We start from the raw sequence: 21,706 nt of genomic DNA, 5'->3' as shown, positions 1-21,706 counted from the left end.
GGGGCTTTTTTTGGGGCGTGCACGCTATTGTGTTTTATCCGCAGGCCGATACAGTCCGCGACTGAATTATCAAGGACCGTATCCGCATGGACTCCCGCTCGACCTTTCTTCGTCCGACTGCCCTGGTTTTCTCGCTGCTGGCCCTCGCGGCTTGCAGCTCCACGCCAAAGCCTCAGCCCGACCCTGGCCCGGAACTCTTCAACGAGGCCCTGACACTGCCGGCACTCGAGCACTCCATCGTGCGCGAAGGCGACAGGGTCATGTACGCCGTGGAATTGAAGCAAAAGCCCGTCACCCTTCGATTTGACGCTTCGTGCGCGCAAGGCCCGGCGAGGATGTTCTATCCCACCTCAACCAGCCTCAGGCCCTTTACCGACCCACAGGGCACGGGTTCCGATCTGCCGGCGCTGCAAGCCCAACAGTTGCAGCAAAGCGCCCAGTTGCAAAGTATTTGCAAAGCACGCCCTGCGCCGGACTGGCGGACACTGGCAGCGCCCGCAGACCAGGACTGGTTGCTGATTGATCGCAACAGCCTGGAACAACGCGCCGGCCAGGTGTATGTGTGGGCCGCTACCGACTTTCGGCACTATCACATCAGCAAAGGCGGCTCACTGGTGGCTCAGGAGCAGCAGCGGCTGGCCCTGGATTGCCCACAGCGCAGCGTCACGCTGCTGAGCCAATTCAACATCGATGATGCCCGCCAGGCGATCAACGGCGAAATCCAGCGACAACTCAAGCCGCAAACGCTGAATCAGGCGTCAGCCGACCATGTGCGCATCTTCAATGCGGTCTGCCCGGCGCCGGATGCACTGGCCCAACTGCCCGTCTTCAAGGCCCGCCAGGCACTCGCGCCGGTCATCCGCACACCAGCTGTCCAGCCGGCGGTGGTGGCCGCGATCCAGGCACTTGGCCTGCCCAAGCCGGCACGCGCCCTTAGCCAACTGAACTACGACTATGACGCGTTGCTTTTCAACAAAACCCGCGTCGGCGACCAGACCAAAAAGACCTCGATCAGTATCGACGGCGCGTCTGGCCAAACGCTGGTGCAAACCCAGGACTCGGCGCTGGGCTACAGCCTCGACCTGACATTCAGGGGCCTGTTCGACCTCGCCAGCCAGCGTATCGATCGCAAGACCGGCAATGAAAAAGCGCAGACACGCGTGCTGACGGCTTTGAGCTTTCAAGGTGACTGGCACAGCTTGCCGCCAGGCAGTGAAGTCAGCTACACCGAGACCTGGTCAAAGTCGGTCAACCCGGATGGCAGCCCGTCCACCGACACCAACGAGCCCAGGACTGTGACCTGCAAAGTAACCAGGGAACTGGCGGCCGGCAGCCTGCTCCCGGACCTGCAGGGCCAGGCCAAGGTACTCGACTGCCTGATGCTGAGCACCCGCAAACCGACCTGGACCGTCCAGTCGGTGTACCTGGCTGACTACGGCCTGTTCATCAAAGTGCGCGAGGACGCGATCGTGGCGCTGTGGAACTGGCATCTGAAGTCGGTGAAGTAAAGTACGGCTGAGGCTTGCGCCACGACAAAGCCCCGCCAAGTGCGGGGCTTTTTTTGCCTGGAGAAAAGCAGGAGAACAACGGGTACGGTCAAAATGTGGGAGCTGGCTTGCCTGCGATGACGATGGACCTTTCAGCAAATCATTGCCTGGCACACCGCCATCGCGGGCAAGCCCGCTCCTACAGAGATTGTGTAGTGCTTAGAACTGCGGCGTGTAGGTCATGCTGAACATCACATTGCGCGGATCGCCATAGTAGTTACTGCCCCAGGTCGCGTTATACGCCGGGATGTAGTACTTCTTGTCGAACAGGTTGTTCAGGTTCGCCGCCACGGTGAATTCCTGGTTGATCTTGTAGGCCACCCGCGAGTCCCATAGCGCATTACCCGGCACGCTGAAGTTGCGGTCATAGGCTTCGGTGCTGCTTTGCGCGGTCACGCCGGCGCCGACGCTGACGTTGTGCCAATCCCCCGGCAACTGGTAATCACCCCAGACCTTGAGCAGGTGCTTGGGGGTCCAGGTGCTGAAGATCTTGCCTTCGTAGGTGTCGTCCTTGAGGAATTTGGTGGTGTTGTAGGTGTAGCTGGAGACCAGTTGCAGGCCCGGCAGCACTTCGCCGCTCAACGTGGCTTCGAAGCCTTGGCTGCGCACCTTGCCGGAGGCGAGCGAGCAGTACCAGCCGCCGCAGACTTTGCCGCCCTGCAGGTCTTGGGCCGCCCGGTTTTCCTGGTCATAGCGGAACACCGCGAACGAGGTATTGAGGCGACCGTCAGCCAGTTCGCCCTTCAGGCCCAGCTCGTAGTTCTGGCCCTCGATGGGCTTGAGCACGGTCAATGAGGTGGTCAGGCTGGTTTGTGGCTCAAAGGCGTCGGTATAGCTGGCATAGGCTGACCATTGCTCATTGAGCGCGTAGACCAGCCCAGCGTAGGGCGTGACGTGGCCATTGCTTTGCGTGGTGCTGCTGGTAGGGTCGCCGTACACACCCTGGAAACCGCTCTCGTCCTTGTAGGAATAGTCATACCAACTGGTGCGCGCACCAAGGATCAACGTCAGCGGGTCCACTAGTTGGACGCGCCAGGTGCCATAAATCCCCTTCTGACGGATGTCATACCAGCTCTTCGTAGCACTACCCGCCTGGAATAACTGGTTCCTGTCGCGCTGCACACGGTTGTGGTCGATGTTGAAGATATCCGCACCCGCCGTGGCCGCACGCGCCCAAAAATCATCCGTGGTGAGTTTGGAATAGTTGGCGCCCAGTACCATCTCCTGCCGCAAACCCAGGCCTTCGAATTTGCCGTCGACGTAAACATCAACACCGCGGCTCTTGGTATTGAAGTCGGTGACCCAGTCCACGTAGCGAACATTGCCTGTCGTCCCCGGGTTGGGGATCTCGTCCCACGTCGCCTGGTAGGTCGCGTCGTTGTGCTCGTCCATGGCAACCAGGGCGGCTTTCAACTTCCAGTCATCGTTGAAACGATGCTCGATGTCGGCAAACACCTGGGTCTGGTTGTTGACGCTGCGGTTCCAGCTGGCACCCACGAAGGTCGAGCGGGGCAGGCCGATATCGTTGCCATTGGCATACCGGGGCAGGGACATGAAGTTGGGCCGGGTGTGGCCTTTTTGGTTGCTGATGCCCACGCCCACGGTGGTATCCGGGGTGAAGTCGTAGTCGACGGCGGCATACACCGTCTGGTTCCAACCGCCGACATAGTCGATAAAGGAGTTGGTGGTGTCGTAATCCGCCACGAAGCGGCCGCGCAGGGTGCCTTCGGCGTTGAGCGGGCCACCGGCGTCGACCTGGGTGCCGTAATGGTCCCAGGAGCCGGCCTTGGCGGTGATGGCCACGGTTGGCGCCTGCTGGCCGCGCTTGCGCACCAGGTTCATGGTGCCGCCCGGGCTGTTGGCGCCTTGCAGCAACGCGGCCGGGCCGCGCAGGGTCTCGACACGGTCGTAGATCGCCATGTTCTCGGTGAGGTAGCTGCCCAGCGCGTAGGTATTACGCGGCAGGCCGACCCCGTCGTATTGCAGGGTGCCGATCTCGAAACCACGGGAGAAGATGAACATGCCGGGGCCAGGGGATTTGGTCGCGGTCAGGCCAGGCGTGCGCTTGACCACTTCAGACAGCTTGGTGGTGTTCTGGTCATCCATCTGCTTGCGGGTCATGACGCTGACCGATTGCGGGATGTCCTTGAGCTTCTGTTCGCCCTTGCCGATCGTCACCGCACCCGTGGTGTAGGAGCCGCTGCCCTCGGTGGTCGCCCCCAGGCGTTCGGCGCTGATGGTGGTGGCGCCAACCTCCAGCGCCGCGCCGGTTGCCACGCGCTTTTCCAGGGTGACCGTGTCGGCATTGATGAACGCTGCGCTCAACCCGGTCCCGCCGAGCAGTTGCCCCAAGGCTTCACGCTGGCCCAGGTTACCGCTCACGCCCGGCGACACCACCCCTTGGGTCAACTCACCACTGACCAGCACCTGCACCCGCGTCACCGCCGAAAACGCCGCCAGTGCGCCGTCGAGGCTTTGCCCCGGGATATCAAAACGGTACGTCTGGGCCTGGGTGGTCTCAGCGGCCTGCAAGTACAGCGGCGCAGTGCCGCAGGCCATGGAAATGGCCAGTGCCAGCAAGGGCTGTGCGGCGAATCGGTGTGCCATGGATGGTGCTCCCCGGTGCAAAAGTCTGTGATCGGCGCCGCACTACTTGAGAGTGCTTACTATTTACGCCTCAGTGATCAAGGACGACCGCCTGCGGGGAAACCCTGAAAGTTTTTTCAAAAATGTGCGATTACGACGCCTTACCTTCACGCAACACCAGCAAATACGGGGTGTAATGCTCGGCGCGCAGGTTGAGGGTGTATTCCAGCGCCTTGATCACGGCGTCGGGTTTGTCGATTTCGAAGACGCCGGATACCACCCGGTTGCGCAGTGCATCGCCCAGCACGAAGGTCGTGCCAGGCCAGTAGCGGTTCAACTCGCTGACCACTTCCGACAACGGCTGCTGACGAAACACCAGTTGGCGCTGGCGCCAGGCAAAGCCACTGGCCGGGTCAAAACCGTGGGCCTCGGCCAATTGCCGGCCCTGATACTCCACGGCCCGCCCCGGCTCCAGGTACACCGGCGCGCCGCTGCCGGCGCTGACCTGCACCTTGCCCTGCGCCACTTGCACTCGCGTCTGGGCATCGCGCCGCGCCACGCTGAATTGCGTACCGACCACCCTCACCCAACCCTCGCCGGACTGCACCACAAAGGGCCGCGTCGGGTCCTTGGTCACCTCGAAAAAGCCTTCGCCACGCAACAAGCGAACCTGCCGCTCACCCGCGCTCATACGGATTTGCACCGCGCTGTCGGTATTGAGTTGCAAGTGGGAACCGTCGGCCAGTTCGATGGTGCGCGATTCGCCGGTGCCGGTGGCGTAGTCCGCACGCAAACGGTCCAGCCAGGGGGTGTTGGGTAGCGTGAGCCCCACCGCCAGCAACACGGCGGCCGCGCACGCCCAGCGCCGCCAGCGCAGGGCCGGTTTGCGCCAGGCGGCTTGTTCGGCACGACGCACCTGCCGTGCCGGTTCGCGCAGGCCGCCGAGCATCGCCTGCACTTCCTGCCAGGCTTCATCCTGGGCCTGGCCCTGGCCCAGCCAAGCGGCGAAGGCGTCCATTTCGGCGGCAGTCACGTCCTCGGCCTGCAGGCGGAAATACCAGCCGGACGCCTCTTCGAACAATGCGTCGGCAGTGGGTGTGGCAGTCATGACCGACGTCCTTGTTCATCGCAGGCAAGCCGCGTCTTGATGTAGGCGCGGCATTCAATCAAGGCCCGACGCAATTGGTATTCCACACTGCGCGCAGTGATCGACAGGCGTTCGCCAATCTCGCGGTAGGAAAGTTCGTCGACATGATAAAGCAGGAAGATCTGCCGAGTCGCTTCGGGCAGCGCCAGGATCGCGTCCTGCATCAGCTGTTCCTGCTGGTAGGCGGCCAATTGTTCGTCGGCACCGGGGTTGGTGCAGGGCAGTTCTTCGCTGGGCTCGCCCGCATCCAGGCGCTCACGGCGGATGGCCTGGCGCTGGTGATCGCGCACCAGGTTGCTGGCGATGGTGAAGAGAAAGGCCGGGAGGTTATCGATTTTCTCGCCGGAGTCCAGGCGCGCCAGGCGCAGGAACGATTCCTGGGTCAGGTCGGCGGCCACCTGGGCGCTGCCGGTGCGGCGAGTGACGAAGGCTTCGAGGGCTTTCTTCTGCTCCGCGAACAGGCGCGCGATCTGCAAATTCCAGGAGAGCACAGCACTACCTTGAGAGGAAGGAGTGCGCACGCTAGCAGAGGATGAGATTGGTTCGCAATTGATATCTATTTTTGCTGGGGTTTATGCAGTGTTCTTCAGGCCGCTTTCGCGAGCAAGCCCGCTCCCACATTCGACCGCATTCGCAGGTTGGAACTCGGTCAAGTGTGGGAGCGGGCTTGCTCGCGAAGCAGGCAACTCAGTCTTACTGAATCTCCTCCGGCTTGACGATCACCCAGTTCTTGTCCGCCGTCACCGGCAGCCCTTCCTTGGCCTGCGCCGCCGCATGCTTGGCCATCATGCCGTTAAGCTGGGTCATGTATTTGTCCTTGCGGTTGATCCACAGGTGGATGCCGCCTTTGGCCACGTCCACATCGTGGAACAGCATGTAACCGTCGCTGGTCGGTGTGTCGCCGCCGACGATCACCGGTTTTTTCCATTCGTCGATATAGGTCAGGATCGCCGCGTGCTTGCCGGCCATCCAGGTCGCCGGGGTCCACAGGTAGGGCGTCAACTCCAGGCCGAGGTTGGCTTTCTCGTCATATTTGCCGGCGGCGATCTGTTTGCGTGCGGTGGTCAGCTCGCCGGTCTTGCGATCCTTGAGCAGGGTGGTCACGCCAATGACGTTTTCAGGTTTGACGTTGTAGCCATACTTCGGATCGGCGGCGACCATGCGCACCAGCTCTTCCGAGGCGGCGGTCATGACGTAGACCTCGATGCCGTTTTCCATCAGCTTGTTGTACAGCTCAGCCTGGCCGGTGAAGACCTTGGGCGGCTGCACCTCGGAGTTTTTCACCACGTCGCCTTCAAAATAGGTGACCGGCACCGGTTTGCCGGAGGCCATCAACTCGTCAACCTGGACCTTCAGTTCCTTGAGGGTGAAGCCTGAAAAAATCTGCGCGACCCACGGGTAGCAGACCATGTCATCCACTTCGCACAGGCGATAGTAGTAGCTGAACAGGCTTTCCTTGTGGTCGGCGGTGTCTTTGAACGGGATCAGCTTGAGGGACGGGTCCATGCTGTCCCGGGTGATCAGGCCCTTGTTTTCCATGTACGGCAGCAAGGATTCTTCGAGGTCGTAGCGGTAGCTGGTGTTGTCCATGTCGAACACCGCGAAGTTACCCTTGTTGGCGTTGGCGGCGATCATCTTGTTCAACTGCTCGGCGGCGGGCGCCGGCCAGTGTTTCAACTCGGTGGCGGCAAATGCCTGGCCGGCGAGGCCGAGGCAGAAGGCGGCGGCAAGTAAAGTTGGCGCGAGCTTCATAAGCGTTTTCTCCCTGAGTGAAAGACATCGACGCTAACAAATCCCTGTGACAGTTCCCACATTGAGCACGACCGCGTGCGTCCTGATCCCGCCACGGGCATGCGCCTGAGCGTCAAACGCTTATTCCAAAAACGACAGTCACCATTCCATATTGGTATTAAATCATTATATTTCAAGCTGTTACGCTTCGCGGTTCGCAATCGCAGGCTCACGCGATTGGCTGCCTTCTCAACGGAGCTTCAATGAATCTGCCCCTGATTCTCAACTTGCTGGTGTTCGTGGCCCTGTTGCTGGGCCTGGCACAAACCCGTCGTACTCACTGGAGCCTCGCCAAGAAGGTGCTGTTTGCCCTCGTGCTCGGCGTGCTGTTTGGTACGGCGCTGCACACGATTTATGGCGACGGTAACCCGGTGCTCAAAGCCTCCATCGGCTGGTTCGACCTGGTCGGTAATGGCTATGTGCAACTGCTGCAAATGATCGTGATCCCGCTGGTATTTGCCTCGATCCTCAGCGCCGTTGCGCGTCTGCATAACGCCTCGTCCCTGGGCAAGATCAGCTTCCTGACCATCGGCACGCTGTTGTTTACCACTGCAATCGCGGCGCTGATCGGTATCGGCCTGACCAACCTGTTCGGCCTCACCGCCGAAGGCCTGGTGGCCGGCACCCAGGAAATGGCGCGCCTGCAAGTGATCCAGAGTGATTACGCGGGCAAGGTGGCCGACCTGAATATCCCGCAATTGCTGCTGTCCTTCGTGCCGGCCAACCCGTTTGCCGACCTGGCCCGGGCCAAGCCGACGTCGATCATCAGTGTGGTGATTTTTGCCGCATTCCTGGGGGTTGCCGCGCTGCAACTGCTCAAGGACGACGTGGAAAAAGGCCAGAAAGTCCTGAACGCCATCGACACCCTGCAAGCCTGGGTGATGCGCCTGGTGCGCCTGGTGATGAAGCTGACCCCCTACGGCGTGCTGGCGCTGATGACCAAGGTGGTCGCCGGTTCCAACCTGCAAGACATCATCAAGCTCGGCAGTTTTGTGGTGGTGTCATACCTGGCGCTGGGCCTGATGTTTGTGGTGCACGGCCTGCTGCTGTCGCTGGCCGGGATCAACCCATTGCGGTTCTTCCGCAAGGTGTGGCCGGTGCTGACATTCGCCTTCACCAGCCGCTCCAGCGCGGCGGCGATCCCGCTGAGCATTGAAGCGCAGACCCGTCGTTTGGGGATTCCGCAATCCATCGCCGGGTTTGCCGCCTCGTTTGGCGCGACCATCGGCCAGAACGGCTGCGCTGGCCTCTACCCTGCGATGCTGGCGGTAATGGTCGCGCCGACCGTGGGCATCAACCCGCTGGACCCGCTGTGGATCGCGACCCTGGTGGCGATTGTGACCTTGAGTTCGGCCGGTGTGGCTGGCGTGGGCGGTGGTGCAACCTTCGCCGCGCTGATCGTGCTGCCCGCCATGGGCTTGCCGGTGTCACTGGTGGCGCTGCTGATTTCCGTGGAGCCGCTGATCGACATGGGCCGCACGGCGCTGAACGTGAATGGTTCGATGACGGCGGGTGCGATTACCAGCCAGATCATGGGGCAGACGGACAAGGCGCTGTTGGATGCCGATGAGCATGCTGAACTAGCGCAGGTTTAGCGGCGCCTGTCAGATGGCCTTCGCGAGCAAGCCCGCTCCCACCTTTTGACCGCATTCTCATGTTGGAACTCGCTCAAAATGTGGGAGCTGGCTTGCCTGCGATGCTCTTAGGCCTTTTCCCAAACTTCGAAGTTGTAAGCCGGCTTATCCCCTTGCGCCGGATTCTGCAGATTTGAAACCAGCTTCCACTGGCCCACATCAAACTGCGGAAACCAAGCATCCCCATCCGGGCTCAGCGCCACCCGCGTCAAATACAGGCGATCCGCCTGCTCCAGCCCCTGCGCATACAGCTGCGCGCCACCGATCAGCATCAGCTCATCCACGCCCTGCTCCAGCGCCCAGGCCTCGGCCCGCTCAACCGCCGCGTCGAGGGACGGAAAAACTTCCGCACCTTCAAGCGCCAAACCGGTCTGACGGCTAACCACCAGGTTCAAGCGCCCCGGCAGCGGTCGGCCCAGGGAATCCCAGGTCTTGCGCCCCATGATGATCGGCTTGCCCAAGGTGGTGGCCTTGAAATATTTGAAATCCCCCGGCAAATGCCAGGGCATGCTGTTGTCGACGCCGATCACACGGTTTTCACCGAGGGCTGCGATCAGGCTTAAAGGGAGAGTTTTTTTCATGGCGACGAGAATACCAGAGCCCCGCGCAGCTTTCCCCAACAGGCTGCGCAGCGGTTATGCTCCAAACTCACTGGCTCAACAGGACGGCGCGTGACTGCACTAACCCCCCTGCAAAAACTCTGGCTGACGGAAACCGTACGCTTGCGTGAAGAACACGCCGGCCCCCTGGAAGACCTGGAAGCCAACCGCCTGGCCCGCACGGCCGGTGGCGATCTGCCGACGCGCATCCAGCAGCGCGCCCTGCACCTGGCCGAGCGCGATGGCCTGACCGGCGCCCTCACCCGCTGGCTGCAAGGTGCCCGTCTGGCACTGGTGCTGCTGGCGATAGTCGCCGTCGTCAGCGGCGCCGGCCTGGCCTTTGCGGCACTGGGCAATGGCCTGACGCCGGTGAATGTGTTCTGGGCCCTGGGCAGCCTGCTCGGCGTGAACCTGATCCTGTTGATCAGTTGGGCGCTGGGCCTGCTGTTTGCCGGCGAGCACGGCGCCAGCCTCGGCCGCCTGTGGTTGTGGCTCAGTGAAAAATTCGCGCGTGACGCCAAGGCCGCGCAACTGGCCCCCGCGTTGCTGCTGTTGTTGCAGCGCCAGAAACTCAATCGCTGGGCCGTGGGCGTGCTGGTCAATAGCCTGTGGTTGCTGGCCTTGCTCAGCGCCTTGGTGATTCTGCTGACACTGCTCGCCACCCGCCGTTACGGCTTTGTGTGGGAAACCACCATTCTCGGCGCCGACACCTTTGTCGCCGTGACCCAAGCCCTCGGCAGCCTGCCCGCCTTGCTTGGCTTCAACGTGCCGAGCGTCGAGATGATCCGCGCCAGCGGCGATTCCGCGCTGAATATCGACAGCGCCCGCCAGGCCTGGGCGGCCTGGCTGGTCGGCGTGCTGCTGGTCTACGGCCTGCTGCCGCGCTTGATCCTCGCGCTGCTGTGCCTGTGGCGCTGGAAACGCGGGCGCGCCGCTTTGCGCCTGGACCTCAACCTGCCCGGCTACAGCCAACTGCGCGAGCGCCTGATGCCCAGCAGCGAACGGCTTGGGGTCAACGATGCCGCGCCGCAGCAGCTGCACCAAGTCAGCGGCGGCATCAGCGAGCTGGACAGCGACGGCGCTCTGCTGGTCGCCATTGAGCTGGACGAGCAACACCCGTGGCCGCCCAAGCTGCCGACCCAGGTGAAAAACGCCGGCATCCTCGACAGCCGCGAGTCACGCAACAAACTGCTGGAGCAACTCACGCGCTTCCCACCCGCCCGGCTGGCCATCGCCTGCGACCCACGCCGCTCGCCCGACCGTGGCAGCCTGGCGCTGATCGCCGAGCTGGCGCGCAGCGCCACGGCCACCCGCGTGTGGCTGCTGCAAGCCCCGCCCGGCCAGGCGCTGGATGCCGAGCGGCTGGGCGATTGGCACGCGGCGCTGCAACAGCTGGACCTGCCGTTCGCCGACTGCGCGCCGCTGAATTGGTTGGAGACCGGTCATGACTAAACCGCTGAAACTCGCCGTGGTCGGCCACACTAACGTCGGCAAAACCTCGCTGCTGCGCACCCTGACCCGTGACGTTGGCTTCGGCGAAGTCTCCCATCGCCCCAGCACCACACGGCATGTGGAAGGTGCACGCTTGTCGGTCGACGGCGAAGCCTTGCTGGAGCTGTACGACACGCCCGGCCTGGAAGATGCCATCGCCCTGCTCGACTACCTGGAGCGCCTGGATCGCCCCGGCGAACGCCTCGACGGCCCGGCACGCCTGGCGCGCTTTTTGGACGGCAGTGAAGCCCGCCAGCGTTTCGAACAAGAAGCCAAAGTGCTGCGCCAACTGCTGGCCTCGGACGCCGGGCTGTATGTGATCGACGCCCGCGAGCCGGTGCTGGCCAAGTACCGCGACGAGCTGCAAGTGCTGGCCAGTTGCGGCAAACCGTTGTTGCCGGTGCTCAATTTTGTCAGCAGCAGCGACCACCGCGAGCCGGACTGGCGCGAAGCCCTGGCCCGCCTCGGCCTGCATGCGCTGGTGCGCTTCGACAGCGTGGCGCCGCCGGAAGACGGTGAACGCCGCCTGTATGAAAGCCTGGCCTTGCTGCTGGAGAACGCTCGGCCGCAACTGGAACGCTTGATTCTCGACCAGCACGCTCAACGCCAGGCCCGCCAGCAAAGTGCCGCCCGCTTGATCGCCGAGCTGCTGATTGACTGCGCCGCGTGCCGGCGCAGTGTGGTCACCGAAGATGAGCAGCAAGCCATCGGCGATCTGCGCAAGGCGGTGCGCCAACGTGAACAAAAGTGTGTAGAGGCATTGCTCAAGCTGTTCGGCTTCCGCCCGCAGGACGCCGCTGCCAGTGATTTGCCGCTGCTGGACGGGCGCTGGGGCGATGACCTGTTCAACCCCGAAACCCTCAAGCAACTCGGTGTGCGGGTCGGCGGCGGGATCGCTGCCGGTGCGGCCGCCGGCGCCGGTGTGGATTTATTGGTCGGCGGGCTGACCCTCGGCGCCGCCGCACTGGCCGGCGCGATTGCCGGTGGCGCACTGCAAACCGCACGCAGCTACGGCAGTCGCCTGCTGGGCAAGATCAAGGGCCAGCGCGAGCTGACCGTCGACGACAGCGTGCTGCGCCTGCTGGCCCTGCGCCAACGCCAATTGCTCAAGGCCCTGAACCTGCGCGGCCATGCGGCGCTGCACAGCATCAAAGTCGACACGCCCCAGGACAAGACCTGGCGCGAAGGCAAATTGCCCGACGCCTTGCACAAGGCCCGCGCTCACCCACAGTGGTCGTCGCTCAACCCCCACGCCAAACTGAGCCAGGCCGAGCGCCAGGAACAGGTCGAAGCCCTGGCCCAGCGCCTCGACGAAACCTAAGCCGCCAGCACCCGCCGGGCCTTGGCCTTGAGCACTTCAAGGTCGAGTACCGGCACCTGCAGGTCCTTGGCCTGTTCATCCCAGTGGCGCATGCGAAGGCTGATCGCGCAGAGCGGGTCCTGCTCGAAAGCCCGGGCCTCCTCGGCCGTCATCACACCGCCCTGATACGCCAGGGTACGGCGGCTGGCTTCACTCAAGCGGGCGTAGTAGTCCGGTTGGCTGAAGGTCAGGTAACGCTTGGCTTGCACGTGATACTCCACGAGTTTGGCCATGCGTTCGCTGAAGCCCGCCCGGCGCAAGTAATCCGCACCCAGCCGCTCGTGGCTGACCACGCCATACCCGCCCATGTTGTCGCCGCCGTGACCGCAGAGATGCCCGATATCGTGAAAAAACGCCGCCAGCACCACCTCATCGTCGTAGCCTTCGGCCATGGCCCACTGCGCGGCCTGGGACATGTGTTCGATCTGCGACACCGGCTCGCCGATGTAGTCCGCCGTGCCGTGCTGTTCGTACAAGCCGAACACTTCGGCAATCGCCTGTTCCGGGCTCATCCCGCCTCTCCCCACAAGGTGCTGATATTTCGCTCGGCCAGCGCCGGCCCCACGCTCATGCCCACGCCGGTGTGCATCAAGGCCGCACTTACGCCCGGCGCTGCCCGCAGGAATGAGAACGGCCCCGGCCCGCGTGAACCGTAAACACCCTGCCAACGCTCGACCACCTGGACCTTGCAGCCCAGGGTCTGCTCGGCCAGCTCGATCATCCAGTTGTCAACCTGCTCGGCGTTGAAGGGCGATGGGTCAGTGCCGTAGTCATGAGAATCCCCAATAATCAGCTCGCCATGCGGCGTTGGGCTGATCAGCAGGTGAATCCCGTGCGCATGCAGGTGCGGCGCTTCGCGCAGGATTTGCGCCTGCACCGGTGCAGCTTCCGGCAAATCGGCGAAGGCGCCGTAATGCACGCAGCTCAGCCCCGTGAGCAAGGCGTGTTGCAGGTTCAGGTTGACCGCAGGCCGGGCGCGCAGCATTTGCAGGCGGCAGATGCTCGGGTTGAGCTCGGCAATCGAGTGCACCAGCAAGGTTTGGTAGTCATGGCCGGAGCAAACGATGATTTGTTCGCCACGGAAGCTGCCCGCCGTAGTGTGTACCTGGCCGGGTTCAACGTCGCGCACCAGGGTGGAGAAGTGGAACTCCACATTCAGTTCACGGCGAAGGTAGTTGATCAACGCCGGGATCGCCTCGCGGGAATACAGCTGCTGATCGTCCTTGCCATGCAGCGCGGCGCGGTGATGGCGGAATTGGCCGCCGTATAAATGCTTCAGCGCCGCGCCTTGCAGCAGCTCGACGTTGTAGCCGTGCTCCCGAGCGCGACCTGCGCAAAAAGCTTCCAGCAAATGTTCTTCCGCTTCGGTGCGGGCAAACAAGTAGGAGCCGTTGCGCTTGAGCTGGATACCGGCCACTTTTGCCCATTGCCCCCAGATAGCGCGGCTTTCCCTAGCCAGATCAAGCATCGGTCCCGGTGGTTGCCCGGTGACCAGGGCCTGGCCGAAGTTGCGCACCGAGGCGCCGAGCGGCGTGACACTGCGCTCGAACACCTTGACCTTGAGGCCGCGTTTGGCGGCGGCGTAGGCGTGGGACAGGCCGAGGATGCCGGCGCCGATGATCAGCAGTTGTGTCATGGAGTGTTGTCCTGAATTTGAAGCCGCTATCGCCGGCAAGCCAGCTCCCACACTTGAAATGCATTCGAATGTGGGAGTGGGCTTGCCCGCGATGAGGCCATCAGCCTTGATAAAAACCTACTGTCCCGCCACCTTCTCCGACTTGCCGTCATACCGCTTACGCCACTCGGTCAGGATGTTGTCGCGGTTTTTCGAGGCCCAGGCGAAGTCGTTCTTGATCAGGCGTTGTTCGTAGTCAGCCGGCAGTTCGGTCTGCGGCTTGGCGATACCCGGCTGGGCGAGCACGGCGAAGTTGTCTTTGTACAAATCCATCGCCGCTGCGCTGGCGGAGAAATCGGCGAGCTTTTTAGCCGCGTCGGCATGGGCGGTGCCCTTGATCACGGCCGTGGCTTCGATGTCCCAGCCCAGGCCCTCTTTGGGCAGGATGATGTCCAGCGGCGCGCCCTGGCGTTTGAGCTGCACGGCCGGGTATTCAAAGGAAATACCAATCGGGAATTCACCCGAAGCCGCCAGCTTGCACGGCTTGGAACCGGAGTGAACGTACTGGCCGATGTTCTGGTGCAGGTCGTCCATGTACTGCCAGCCCTGCTTCTCGCCGAAGGTCTGCAACCAGGCGCTGACATCCAGGAAGCCGGTGCCGGACGACGCCGGGTTAGGCATCACAATCTTGCCCTTGTACTCGGGCTTGGTCAGGTCTTGCCAACTCACCGGTTTGGTCAGGCCCTGTTTCTCGGCTTCGACGGTGTTGAAGCAGATCGTGGCGGCCCATACGTCCATGCCGACCCAGGCCGGTGGGTTGGCGGCGTCGCGGTAGTTTTTGCCGATCTTGTCCAGGTCCTTCGGTGCGTAGCTCTCCAGCATGCCCTGCTGATCGAGGATCGCCAGGCTCGAGGCGGCCAGGCCCCACACCACGTCGGCTTGCGGGCGGGCTTTTTCGGCCAGCAGCTTGGCGGTGATGATGCCGGTGGAGTCGCGCACCCATTTGATCTCGACGTCGGGATTGGCCTTTTCGAACGCCTGTTTATAGGTTTTCAGCTGTTCGGCTTCGAGGGCCGTGTACACGGTCAGTTCGGTCTTGGCGAAGGCATTCAGGCTGAATGCAGTCATTACGGCAGCGACCAGCGCCAGGGGCTTGAACATGGAACACCTCCTTCAGGATGTTATTGGCCGGGCGCGGTCTGGCGCCAGGCTTGGGAACGGCGCAACGCGCCACGTGAAGCCCACGCCAGCAGCAGCGAGACGCCGCCTGAGGTGAACAGGATCAGGGTCGACATGGCCGCCGCGCCGCCCACATTGCCGGCGTCGTCCATGTTCAACACGGCGACGGCGGCGAGGATGGTGTCGGGGCTGTAGAGGAAGATGGCGGCCGACACGGTGGTCATCGCCGACACAAACAGGTAGCGCACGATGTCCAACAGCGCCGGCAGGCAGATCGGCACGGTCACGCGCAGATAGTGGCGGTACAGCGGCGCCTTGAGCGACAGCGCGGCGGCCTCAAACTCACTGTCCAGCTGGCGCAGCGCGGTGGTGGCGGTCATCTGTGCGGTGGTCAAATAGTGCGCAATGGTGCACACCACCAGCAGGGTCATGGTTGCGTAGAACACATGCAGCGGGTTGCCGTTGAGGTTGAAAAAGAACACGTAGCCCAGGCCCAGCACCAGACCCGGCACGGCCATCGGCACGAAGCTGAGCATGCGCAGCGCCAGGTTCAAGCCCTTCTGGCCCTTGGTCTTTTCCATCAGGTAGGCGCCGGTGAAAATCAGCACGCTGCCGACCAGCGCTGTGCACAGGGCCATGGTCAGGCTGTTGCGATAGGCCAGCCAGCCACCGCCGGCCGTGTCTTCAAACTGGTAGTGGTTGAGCGACAGCGACAGGTTGTACGGCCAGAATTTCACCAGCGACGAATACACCGCCATACCGAACACCAACAGCAACACCGCGCAGATCAGCAATACGAAGGCCAGATAGCAGCCGTCTCGTACGCGCGAGGATGCCGGTTGGAACACCTGGGCGCGGCCGCTCATGGAATCGCCATGCCGCCGGCGCAACCAGGCATCCACGCCAAAGCTGAACAGCGCCGGCAGCAGCAGCACCATGCCGATCAACGCGCCACGCCCGAACTGTTGCTGACCGACCACCGCCTTGTAGGCTTCCAGCGCCAGCACCTGATAGTCGCCGCCCACCACCACGGGCACGCCGAAGTCGGTGATGGTCAGGGTGAACACCAGGCAAAACGCGGCGAATACCGCCTGGCGCGTGGCCGGCCAGGTGATGCTGCGAAACGCCCGGGCCGGGCTGGCGCCCATGCTCGACGCGGCATCGAATAGCCGGGCATCCGCCAGGGACAGCGCCGACAGCAGAATCATCAAGGCGTGTGGGAAGGTGTAGATCACCTCACCGAGCACAATCCCCCAGAAGCCGTAGATATTGTCCGAGAGCAACCCGCGCAGCATGCCCTGGTTGCCGAACAGATAGACCAGCGCAATCCCCGGCAACATCGACGGCGCCATCAAGGGCAACAGTGACAGGCCGCGCCAGACCGCCTTGCCGGGGATCAAGGTGCGTTGCAGAGCGTAGGCAAACAGGTAGGCCAGCGGTACGACGATGGCCGCCACGCTGAGGGAAACTTTCAGGCTATTGCCCAGCAGCCAATGGAAGTTGGCGCTGGTGACCAGCTCCCGCGCCGCGACCAGGCCACCGCCCTGCCCGGCTTCACTGCTGAAGCCGCGCCAGAAGATCGCCAGCAAGGGCAGCAACACGGCGATACCCAGCAGCAATAGCCACAGCAGTTTGCCGCCGACCACGAAAATCCGGTCGCCCATTTCAGCGCGGGACACCTGGCGCGACAACGTCATCACAGCGGCCATCTCAGGCAAACACCTGCAGGCTACGCGGCGGCAAGGCGACCCAGATATTCTGGGCGCCCAGGCGCGGCATCGCCTCCGGGGCGAGTTCGGCCAACAGCGGATGGCCGGGCAGTTGTTCCAGTTCAAAGCTCATGCGGCAGCGGTTGCCGAGAAAGGTGATCTCGCGCACTTTGGCCGGGAACAGGTTTTCTTCATGCACCGGCGGGTTGACGCTGATCGCTTCCGGGCGGCAGAACAGGCGGCCGGACCTGGCCACGCCGGCATCGTCGGCCAGGCGCAGATTCATCCCGCCGACCTGGGCATGGCTGGCACTGTTGCGGCTGAACGGCAGCCAGTTGCCCTGGCCGACAAATTCGGCCACAAACGGTGTGGCCGGGCGGTCGTAAATCTCCTGAGGCGTGGCGTATTGCTCGACCTTGCCGTTGTTCATCACGGCGATGCGGTCGGCCATCAGCATGGCCTCGTCCTGGTTGTGCGTAACCATCAGCGTGGTGATACCCAGGCGCCGCTGCAATTGGCGCAGCTCGGTGCACAGGTGTTCGCGCACACGGGCGTCAAGCGCCGACATCGGCTCGTCCAGCAGTAACAGCGAAGGCGCCGGCGCCAGGGCACGGGCCAGGGCCACGCGTTGCTGTTGGCCGCCGGAGAGTTGGCCCGGGTATTTCTTTTCGCTGCCGACAAGGCCCACCAGTTCGAGCATCTGGCCGACGCGCTGGCGCACTTCATCGCGACCGCTGCCGGTGAGGCCGTAGCCGATGTTCGCTTCAACGGTCAGGTTGGGAAACAGCGCGTAGGACTGGAACAAAATCCCGTAGTCCCGCGCCTGGGGAGGCAGTAGGGAAACATCGCGGCTGCCCAGGTAAAGTTCGCCACTGTCCTGACGCTCGAGGCCGGCGATGCAGCGCAGCAAGGTGGTCTTGCCGCAGCCGGACGGCCCCAGCAGGCACACCAGCTCGCCGGCGGCGACGTCCAGGGACACATTATCCAGCGCGGTAAAGGCACCGAAGCGTTTCTGGATACCGCGCACCTTCATTGGCGCGCCGGGTTGGGTCATGGCTGTGTTCATGGAGGCACCTCATCAAACTGATGAAGGCCATGCTAGGCAGCCAATGCGTCCCTCTCGTGGCAGAAAGGCAAAAGGGAGCGATAGTGGTATTGGTGGATTTGGGTAGGACAGCCGAATGAGACCATGTGGCGAGCGGGCTTGCCCGCGTTGGGGCGCGCAGCGGCCCTAAAACAGGCGACCCAAGCCTATCTATAGGAATGCGGCGGCCTTATGGGGCTGCTTCGCAGCCCAACGCGGGCAAGCCCGCTCGCCACAACAAGCCCGCTGGCCACAAAAAAGTATTACAGCGGCGACATTTCCTGCGCCAACCCCAGAAACGCCGCCGGCAGCCGGGCGTTTTTTCTTTCCTTGAGGCAGTACAGATACTCCGGGATCTGCGGCGCATTCTCGATGGTCAGCACCCGCAACTGCGGGTCATGCGGTACTTCCTGACGGGCGATGATGCTGATGCCGATATTGCGCAACACCGCTTCGCGAATGGATTCGCGGCTGCCGATTTCCAGCAGCGGGCCGTAATTCACACTGGCGCCCTGCAGCATGTCTTCGGTCAGGCGCCGCGTGGTAGAGCCCGCCTCACGCATCAACAGGGTATGCCCGGCCAGCGCGCTCAACGGCACGTGATCGAGCTTGGCCAAGGGATGATTGCGATGCACCGCCAGCACCAGAGGGTCGGTGCCCAGCACGCGGCGGATCAGGCGCGGGTCTTCCAGCAGTTGTGAGGAGGCGGCGACATCCACACGGTAGTCATCCAGCGCTTCGAGCACCTGTTGGGAGTTGCCGATTTCCACCGACACTTCCACCTGGGGCAGGCGTTCACGGAAGGCTTTGACCAGGTCGAGAATGTAGTACGGCGCCGTGGCGGCAATCCTCAGGGCGCCTTGGACCTGGCCGCTGTTGCGCAGGAAAAACTCGATATCCGCTTCCTGCTGCAGCAGCGTCTTGACCATCGGCAGCAGGCGTGCGCCCTCGTCGCTGACGGTGAGGCGGCGCCCGCCACGGTAGAACAGCTCGACGCCGTAGTGGCTTTCCAGGTTGCGAATCTGGGTGGTGACCGTGGGCTGGCTCAGGCCGAGTTTCTTCGCCGCCTGGGTAATGCTGCCCAGGCGGGCGACCATAAAAAACGCCTTCAGCTCGGCACTCAGCACACCACCCTCTCATCGTCTATTTGCGCAACAGGCGCAGGCCATTGAATACCACCAGCAGGGCCACGCCCATGTCGGCGAACACCGCCATCCACATGGTGGCCAGGCCCAGGAAGGTGACCACCAGGAAGATCGCCTTGATCACCAACGCCAGGGCGATGTTCTGCTTGAGGATACTCGACGTTTGCCTGGAGAGCCGAATGAAAGCCGGGATCTTGCGCAAATCATCGTCCATCAGCGCCACGTCAGCGGTCTCGATGGCCGTGTCGGTACCCGCCGCGGCCATCGCAAAACCGATTTCGGCACGAGCCAGGGCCGGGGCGTCGTTAATGCCGTCGCCGACCATGCCCACGCGGTGGCCCTGGCCGTAGAGGGTTTCGATGGCGTGCAGTTTATCGGTGGGCAACAGGTCGCCCTGGGCCTGGTCGATGCCGACCTGGGCGGCAATCGCCTGGGCGGTGTGGGTGTTGTCGCCGGTGAGCATCAGGGTCTTGATGCCCAGCTCGTGCAGTTGCGCGATGGCTTCGCGGCTGCTGTCCTTGACCGTGTCGGCCACGGCGAACAGCGCCAGCGGGCCGGATTGGTCGAGCAGCAGCACCACGGACTTGCCTTGTTTTTCCAGGGCGAAGAGTTTTTCTTCCAGCTCCGGCGAGCACAGGCCCAGGTCTTCCACCAGGCGGTGGTTGCCCAGGTGGTAGGTTTGGCCATTGATATCGCCGCGCACCCCACGGCCGGCCAGCGCCTCGAAGTTATCCACAGCGTGGGCCGCCAGGTTTTTATCCACAGCCGCATTGGCAATCGCCAGTGACACCGGGTGGTCGGAGCGACCTGCCAGGCTGGCGGCCAAGGCCGGCGCGCTGTCCTCAACATTGGGAAACAGCGCCAGGTAATCGGTTTGCACCGGTTTGCCGTGGGTGATGGTGCCGGTCTTGTCGAGGGCCAGGTAGTCGAGCTTGTAACCGCCCTCCAGGTACACGCCGCCCTTGATCAGGATGCCTTTGCGCGCCGCCGCCGCCAGGCCGCTGACGATGGTCACCGGGGTGGAAATCACCAGCGCGCAGGGGCACGCAACCACCAGCAGCACCAGGGCGCGGTAGATCCAGTCGAACCAGGCGCCAGCCATGAACAGCGGTGGAATCAGCGCCACGCCCAAAGCGAACAGGAACACGGCCGGGGTGTAGATTTTCGAGAAACTGTCGACAAACCGCTGGGTCGGCGCCCGTGCGCCCTGGGCCTGTTCCACGGCGTGAATGATCCGCGCCAGGGTGGAATTGTTCGCGGCGGCAGTGACCTTGTACTCCAGGGAACCGGCCTGGTTGATGGTGCCGGCGAAGACTTTATCGCCCACTGTCTTTTCAATCGGCAGGCTTTCACCGGTGATCGGCGCCTGGTCGATGGTGGATTGGCCGCCGGTCACTTCACCGTCCAGGCCGATACGCTCGCCGGGTTTTACCCGCACGATCGCCCCAAGTTCGACGCTTTTAACTTCCTGCTCAAGCCAACTGCCATCAGCTTGCCGCACCGTGGCCTGTTCCGGGGTCATCTGCATCAAGCCGCTGATCGCATTGCGCGCACGGTCCAGGGACTTGGCTTCGATCAACTCGGCCACGGTGAACAGGAACATCACCATCGCCGCTTCCGGCCATTGGCCAATCAACACGGCGCCGGTGACCGCGATGCTCATCAGCGCGTTGATGTTCAGGTTGAGGTTTTTCAGGGCGATCCAGCCCTTTTTATAGGTGGTGAGGCCGCCGCTGAAGATCGAAATCAGCGCGACCACGGCAATCACCCAGGTCGGCGCGGCACTGGTGAAGTGCAGCACCTCGGCGCCCAACGCGCCCACGCCGGACACCGCCAGCGGCCACCAGTGCTTCTTGGCAGGCGGCGCGGGGGCGGGGGCGCCTTCTTCGATGGGGTCGGCCTGCATGCCGATGGATTTGATCGCGTCGATGATCGGCGCCGTGCTCGGCAAGTCATGGGTGACGCCCAAGATACGGTTGATCAGGTTGAATTCCAGCTGCTGCACGCCGGCCAGCTTGCCCAGTTTGTTCTGGATCAGCGTCTGCTCGGTGGGGCAGTCCATGGCTTCGATGCGGAAGGTGCTCAGACGCGAGCCGGCGGTGGGCGCTTCTCTCAGTTGCACCAACGCAGGCGCGGGCGTGCCGGAACAGCAGGAACCGCCGTGGCCGTGGTTATGCACGGGCGTGAGTTTGCGGGGGCCATGATCGTGGTCGTGCTTGTGCGGGGTGTGAATAGAGTCGCTCATCAGGTCGCGTCCGTAAGGTGCCTGTTGCCAAGTAAAGACCCTGTAGCCACTATAGGGTCAAGCACCCATTTGGAGATTGCTGCGATGAAGATCGGCGAACTGGCCAAACTGACCGACTGTCAGGTGGAAACCATCCGTTATTACGAGAAAGAGGGCCTGCTGCCGCCCCCGGCGCGCACCGATGCCAACTACCGGGTGTACACCCAGGCGCACACCGAGCGGCTGATCTTTATCCGCAACTGCCGCAGCCTGGACATGACCCTGGAGGAAATCCGCAGCCTGCTGGGGCTGCGCGACAGCCCTCAGGACCAGTGCGAAAGCGTGAATGCGCTGATCGACGAACATATCCACCACGTAAAAGCGCGGATCGACGGGCTATTGGCCTTGCAGGAACAGTTACTGGACCTGCGCCAACGCTGCGGCGGCGGGCCGGATCTGGATCAGTGCGGGATTTTGCAGCGGCTGGAAGTCAGCGGCAGCGTGGCGGCCAGTGAGGCTGAGCCTTCGCATGTGGGCAGGAGCCACGGGCATTAGGCATGTAGCGCCTGGGCGAACGCCATCGCGGGCAAGCCCG

The 21,706-nt window shown here is 63.0% G+C and carries 17 protein-coding genes; 5 read left to right on the top strand and 12 right to left on the bottom strand.

Annotated elements, in window-relative coordinates:
- The first annotated feature begins 86 nt into the window (after positions 1-86).
- Positions 87-1,508, top strand: a complete 1,422-nt coding sequence (locus LRS56_28155; protein WDU62553.1) for a hypothetical protein — start codon at positions 87-89, stop codon at positions 1,506-1,508.
- Positions 1,509-1,706: 198 nt separating this feature from the next.
- Here LRS56_28155 and LRS56_28150 read toward each other — a convergent pair whose 3' ends face one another.
- The 4 genes from LRS56_28150 to LRS56_28135 all read right to left on the bottom strand — a co-directional run bounded on the left by LRS56_28150 (position 1,707) and on the right by LRS56_28135 (position 7,032).
- Positions 1,707-4,154, bottom strand: a complete 2,448-nt coding sequence (locus LRS56_28150) for a TonB-dependent siderophore receptor (GenBank protein ID WDU62552.1) — start codon at positions 4,152-4,154, stop codon at positions 1,707-1,709.
- Between the two features lie 130 nt (positions 4,155-4,284).
- Positions 4,285-5,241 (bottom strand): FecR family protein, encoded by a 957-nt coding sequence (locus LRS56_28145; protein ID WDU62551.1) that lies wholly within the window; start codon positions 5,239-5,241, stop codon positions 4,285-4,287.
- Positions 5,238-5,771: an RNA polymerase sigma factor gene (locus LRS56_28140; GenBank protein WDU62550.1), complete on the bottom strand. Its 534-nt coding sequence runs from the start codon at positions 5,769-5,771 to the stop codon at positions 5,238-5,240. The genes LRS56_28145 and LRS56_28140 overlap by 4 nt, the downstream gene beginning before the upstream one ends.
- A 202-nt stretch (positions 5,772-5,973) precedes the next feature.
- Positions 5,974-7,032 carry a haloacid dehalogenase-like hydrolase gene (locus LRS56_28135; protein ID WDU62549.1) on the bottom strand — a complete coding sequence of 353 codons (1,059 nt, stop codon included), beginning with the start codon at positions 7,030-7,032 and terminating at the stop codon, positions 5,974-5,976.
- Between the two features lie 242 nt (positions 7,033-7,274).
- Between LRS56_28135 and LRS56_28130 the strand changes: the two genes are divergently transcribed.
- Positions 7,275-8,666 (top strand): L-cystine transporter, encoded by a 1,392-nt coding sequence (locus LRS56_28130; protein WDU62548.1) that lies wholly within the window; start codon positions 7,275-7,277, stop codon positions 8,664-8,666.
- Positions 8,667-8,773: 107 nt separating this feature from the next.
- On the opposite strand, the gene LRS56_28125 is transcribed toward LRS56_28130, so the two are convergent.
- Complete coding sequence (locus tag LRS56_28125) at positions 8,774-9,286, bottom strand: dihydrofolate reductase (GenBank protein ID WDU62547.1); 513 nt, start codon at positions 9,284-9,286, stop codon at positions 8,774-8,776.
- A 90-nt stretch (positions 9,287-9,376) separates the two neighbouring features.
- On the opposite strand from LRS56_28125, the gene LRS56_28120 reads away from it, so the two are divergent.
- Both LRS56_28120 and LRS56_28115 read left to right on the top strand, forming a co-directional pair.
- Entirely contained in the window at positions 9,377-10,756 is a 1,380-nt protein-coding gene (locus tag LRS56_28120) for a DUF2868 domain-containing protein (GenBank protein WDU62546.1), read from the top strand.
- On the top strand, positions 10,749-12,116 hold the full coding sequence (locus LRS56_28115) for a DUF3482 domain-containing protein (protein WDU62545.1): 1,368 nt from the start codon (positions 10,749-10,751) through the stop codon (positions 12,114-12,116). The genes LRS56_28120 and LRS56_28115 overlap by 8 nt, the downstream gene beginning before the upstream one ends.
- On the opposite strand, the gene LRS56_28110 is transcribed toward LRS56_28115, so the two are convergent.
- From LRS56_28110 to LRS56_28080, 7 genes are all read right to left on the bottom strand, one after another.
- On the bottom strand, positions 12,113-12,667 hold the full coding sequence (locus LRS56_28110) for an HD domain-containing protein (GenBank protein WDU62544.1): 555 nt from the start codon (positions 12,665-12,667) through the stop codon (positions 12,113-12,115). The two genes, LRS56_28115 and LRS56_28110, sit on opposite strands and share 4 nt — an antisense overlap.
- Positions 12,664-13,791, bottom strand: coding sequence for a TIGR03364 family FAD-dependent oxidoreductase (locus tag LRS56_28105; GenBank protein WDU62543.1), 1,128 nt, complete (start codon positions 13,789-13,791; stop codon positions 12,664-12,666). The genes LRS56_28110 and LRS56_28105 overlap by 4 nt, the downstream gene beginning before the upstream one ends.
- 117 nt (positions 13,792-13,908) lie before the next feature.
- The gene (locus LRS56_28100) at positions 13,909-14,931 is read right to left on the bottom strand and encodes a putative 2-aminoethylphosphonate ABC transporter substrate-binding protein (GenBank protein ID WDU62542.1); all 1,023 of its coding nucleotides are present in this window, start codon (positions 14,929-14,931) and stop codon (positions 13,909-13,911) included.
- 20 nt (positions 14,932-14,951) lie between these two features.
- Positions 14,952-16,658, bottom strand: coding sequence for a putative 2-aminoethylphosphonate ABC transporter permease subunit (locus LRS56_28095; GenBank protein WDU62541.1), 1,707 nt, complete (start codon positions 16,656-16,658; stop codon positions 14,952-14,954).
- 1 nt (position 16,659) lies between these two features.
- Positions 16,660-17,724 carry a putative 2-aminoethylphosphonate ABC transporter ATP-binding protein gene (locus LRS56_28090; protein ID WDU62540.1) on the bottom strand — a complete coding sequence of 355 codons (1,065 nt, stop codon included), beginning with the start codon at positions 17,722-17,724 and terminating at the stop codon, positions 16,660-16,662.
- A gap of 281 nt (positions 17,725-18,005) precedes the next feature.
- On the bottom strand, positions 18,006-18,869 hold the full coding sequence (locus LRS56_28085) for a LysR family transcriptional regulator (protein WDU62539.1): 864 nt from the start codon (positions 18,867-18,869) through the stop codon (positions 18,006-18,008).
- A 16-nt stretch (positions 18,870-18,885) separates the two neighbouring features.
- Positions 18,886-21,132: a heavy metal translocating P-type ATPase gene (locus LRS56_28080; GenBank protein WDU62538.1), complete on the bottom strand. Its 2,247-nt coding sequence runs from the start codon at positions 21,130-21,132 to the stop codon at positions 18,886-18,888.
- A gap of 84 nt (positions 21,133-21,216) precedes the next feature.
- Here LRS56_28080 and cadR point away from each other — a divergent pair, with 84 nt between their 5' ends.
- On the top strand, positions 21,217-21,666 hold the full coding sequence (gene cadR / locus LRS56_28075) for a Cd(II)/Pb(II)-responsive transcriptional regulator (protein ID WDU62537.1): 450 nt from the start codon (positions 21,217-21,219) through the stop codon (positions 21,664-21,666).
- Positions 21,667-21,706: the final 40 nt, after the last annotated feature.

It is taken from the genome of Pseudomonas poae (assembly GCA_028869255.1).
GTDB lineage: Bacteria > Pseudomonadota > Gammaproteobacteria > Pseudomonadales > Pseudomonadaceae > Aquipseudomonas > Aquipseudomonas poae_C.
Note: the sequence above shows the minus strand (reverse complement) of the source record. Positions and strands in the feature narration are given on the sequence as shown.

Coding starts and splice junctions, on each gene's coding strand:
- LRS56_28115 (WDU62545.1), top strand. CDS start 10,749: ATGACTAAACCGCTGAAACTCGCCGTGGTCGGCCACACTAACGTCGGC.
- LRS56_28105 (WDU62543.1), bottom strand. CDS start 13,791: ATGACACAACTGCTGATCATCGGCGCCGGCATCCTCGGCCTGTCCCAC.
- LRS56_28145 (WDU62551.1), bottom strand. CDS start 5,241: ATGACTGCCACACCCACTGCCGACGCATTGTTCGAAGAGGCGTCCGGC.
- cadR (WDU62537.1), top strand. CDS start 21,217: ATGAAGATCGGCGAACTGGCCAAACTGACCGACTGTCAGGTGGAAACC.
- LRS56_28110 (WDU62544.1), bottom strand. CDS start 12,667: ATGAGCCCGGAACAGGCGATTGCCGAAGTGTTCGGCTTGTACGAACAG.
- LRS56_28130 (WDU62548.1), top strand. CDS start 7,275: ATGAATCTGCCCCTGATTCTCAACTTGCTGGTGTTCGTGGCCCTGTTG.
- LRS56_28080 (WDU62538.1), bottom strand. CDS start 21,132: ATGAGCGACTCTATTCACACCCCGCACAAGCACGACCACGATCATGGC.
- LRS56_28100 (WDU62542.1), bottom strand. CDS start 14,931: ATGTTCAAGCCCCTGGCGCTGGTCGCTGCCGTAATGACTGCATTCAGC.
- LRS56_28125 (WDU62547.1), bottom strand. CDS start 9,286: ATGAAAAAAACTCTCCCTTTAAGCCTGATCGCAGCCCTCGGTGAAAAC.
- LRS56_28135 (WDU62549.1), bottom strand. CDS start 7,032: ATGAAGCTCGCGCCAACTTTACTTGCCGCCGCCTTCTGCCTCGGCCTC.
- LRS56_28150 (WDU62552.1), bottom strand. CDS start 4,154: ATGGCACACCGATTCGCCGCACAGCCCTTGCTGGCACTGGCCATTTCC.
- LRS56_28155 (WDU62553.1), top strand. CDS start 87: ATGGACTCCCGCTCGACCTTTCTTCGTCCGACTGCCCTGGTTTTCTCG.
- LRS56_28090 (WDU62540.1), bottom strand. CDS start 17,724: ATGAACACAGCCATGACCCAACCCGGCGCGCCAATGAAGGTGCGCGGT.
- LRS56_28095 (WDU62541.1), bottom strand. CDS start 16,658: ATGGCCGCTGTGATGACGTTGTCGCGCCAGGTGTCCCGCGCTGAAATG.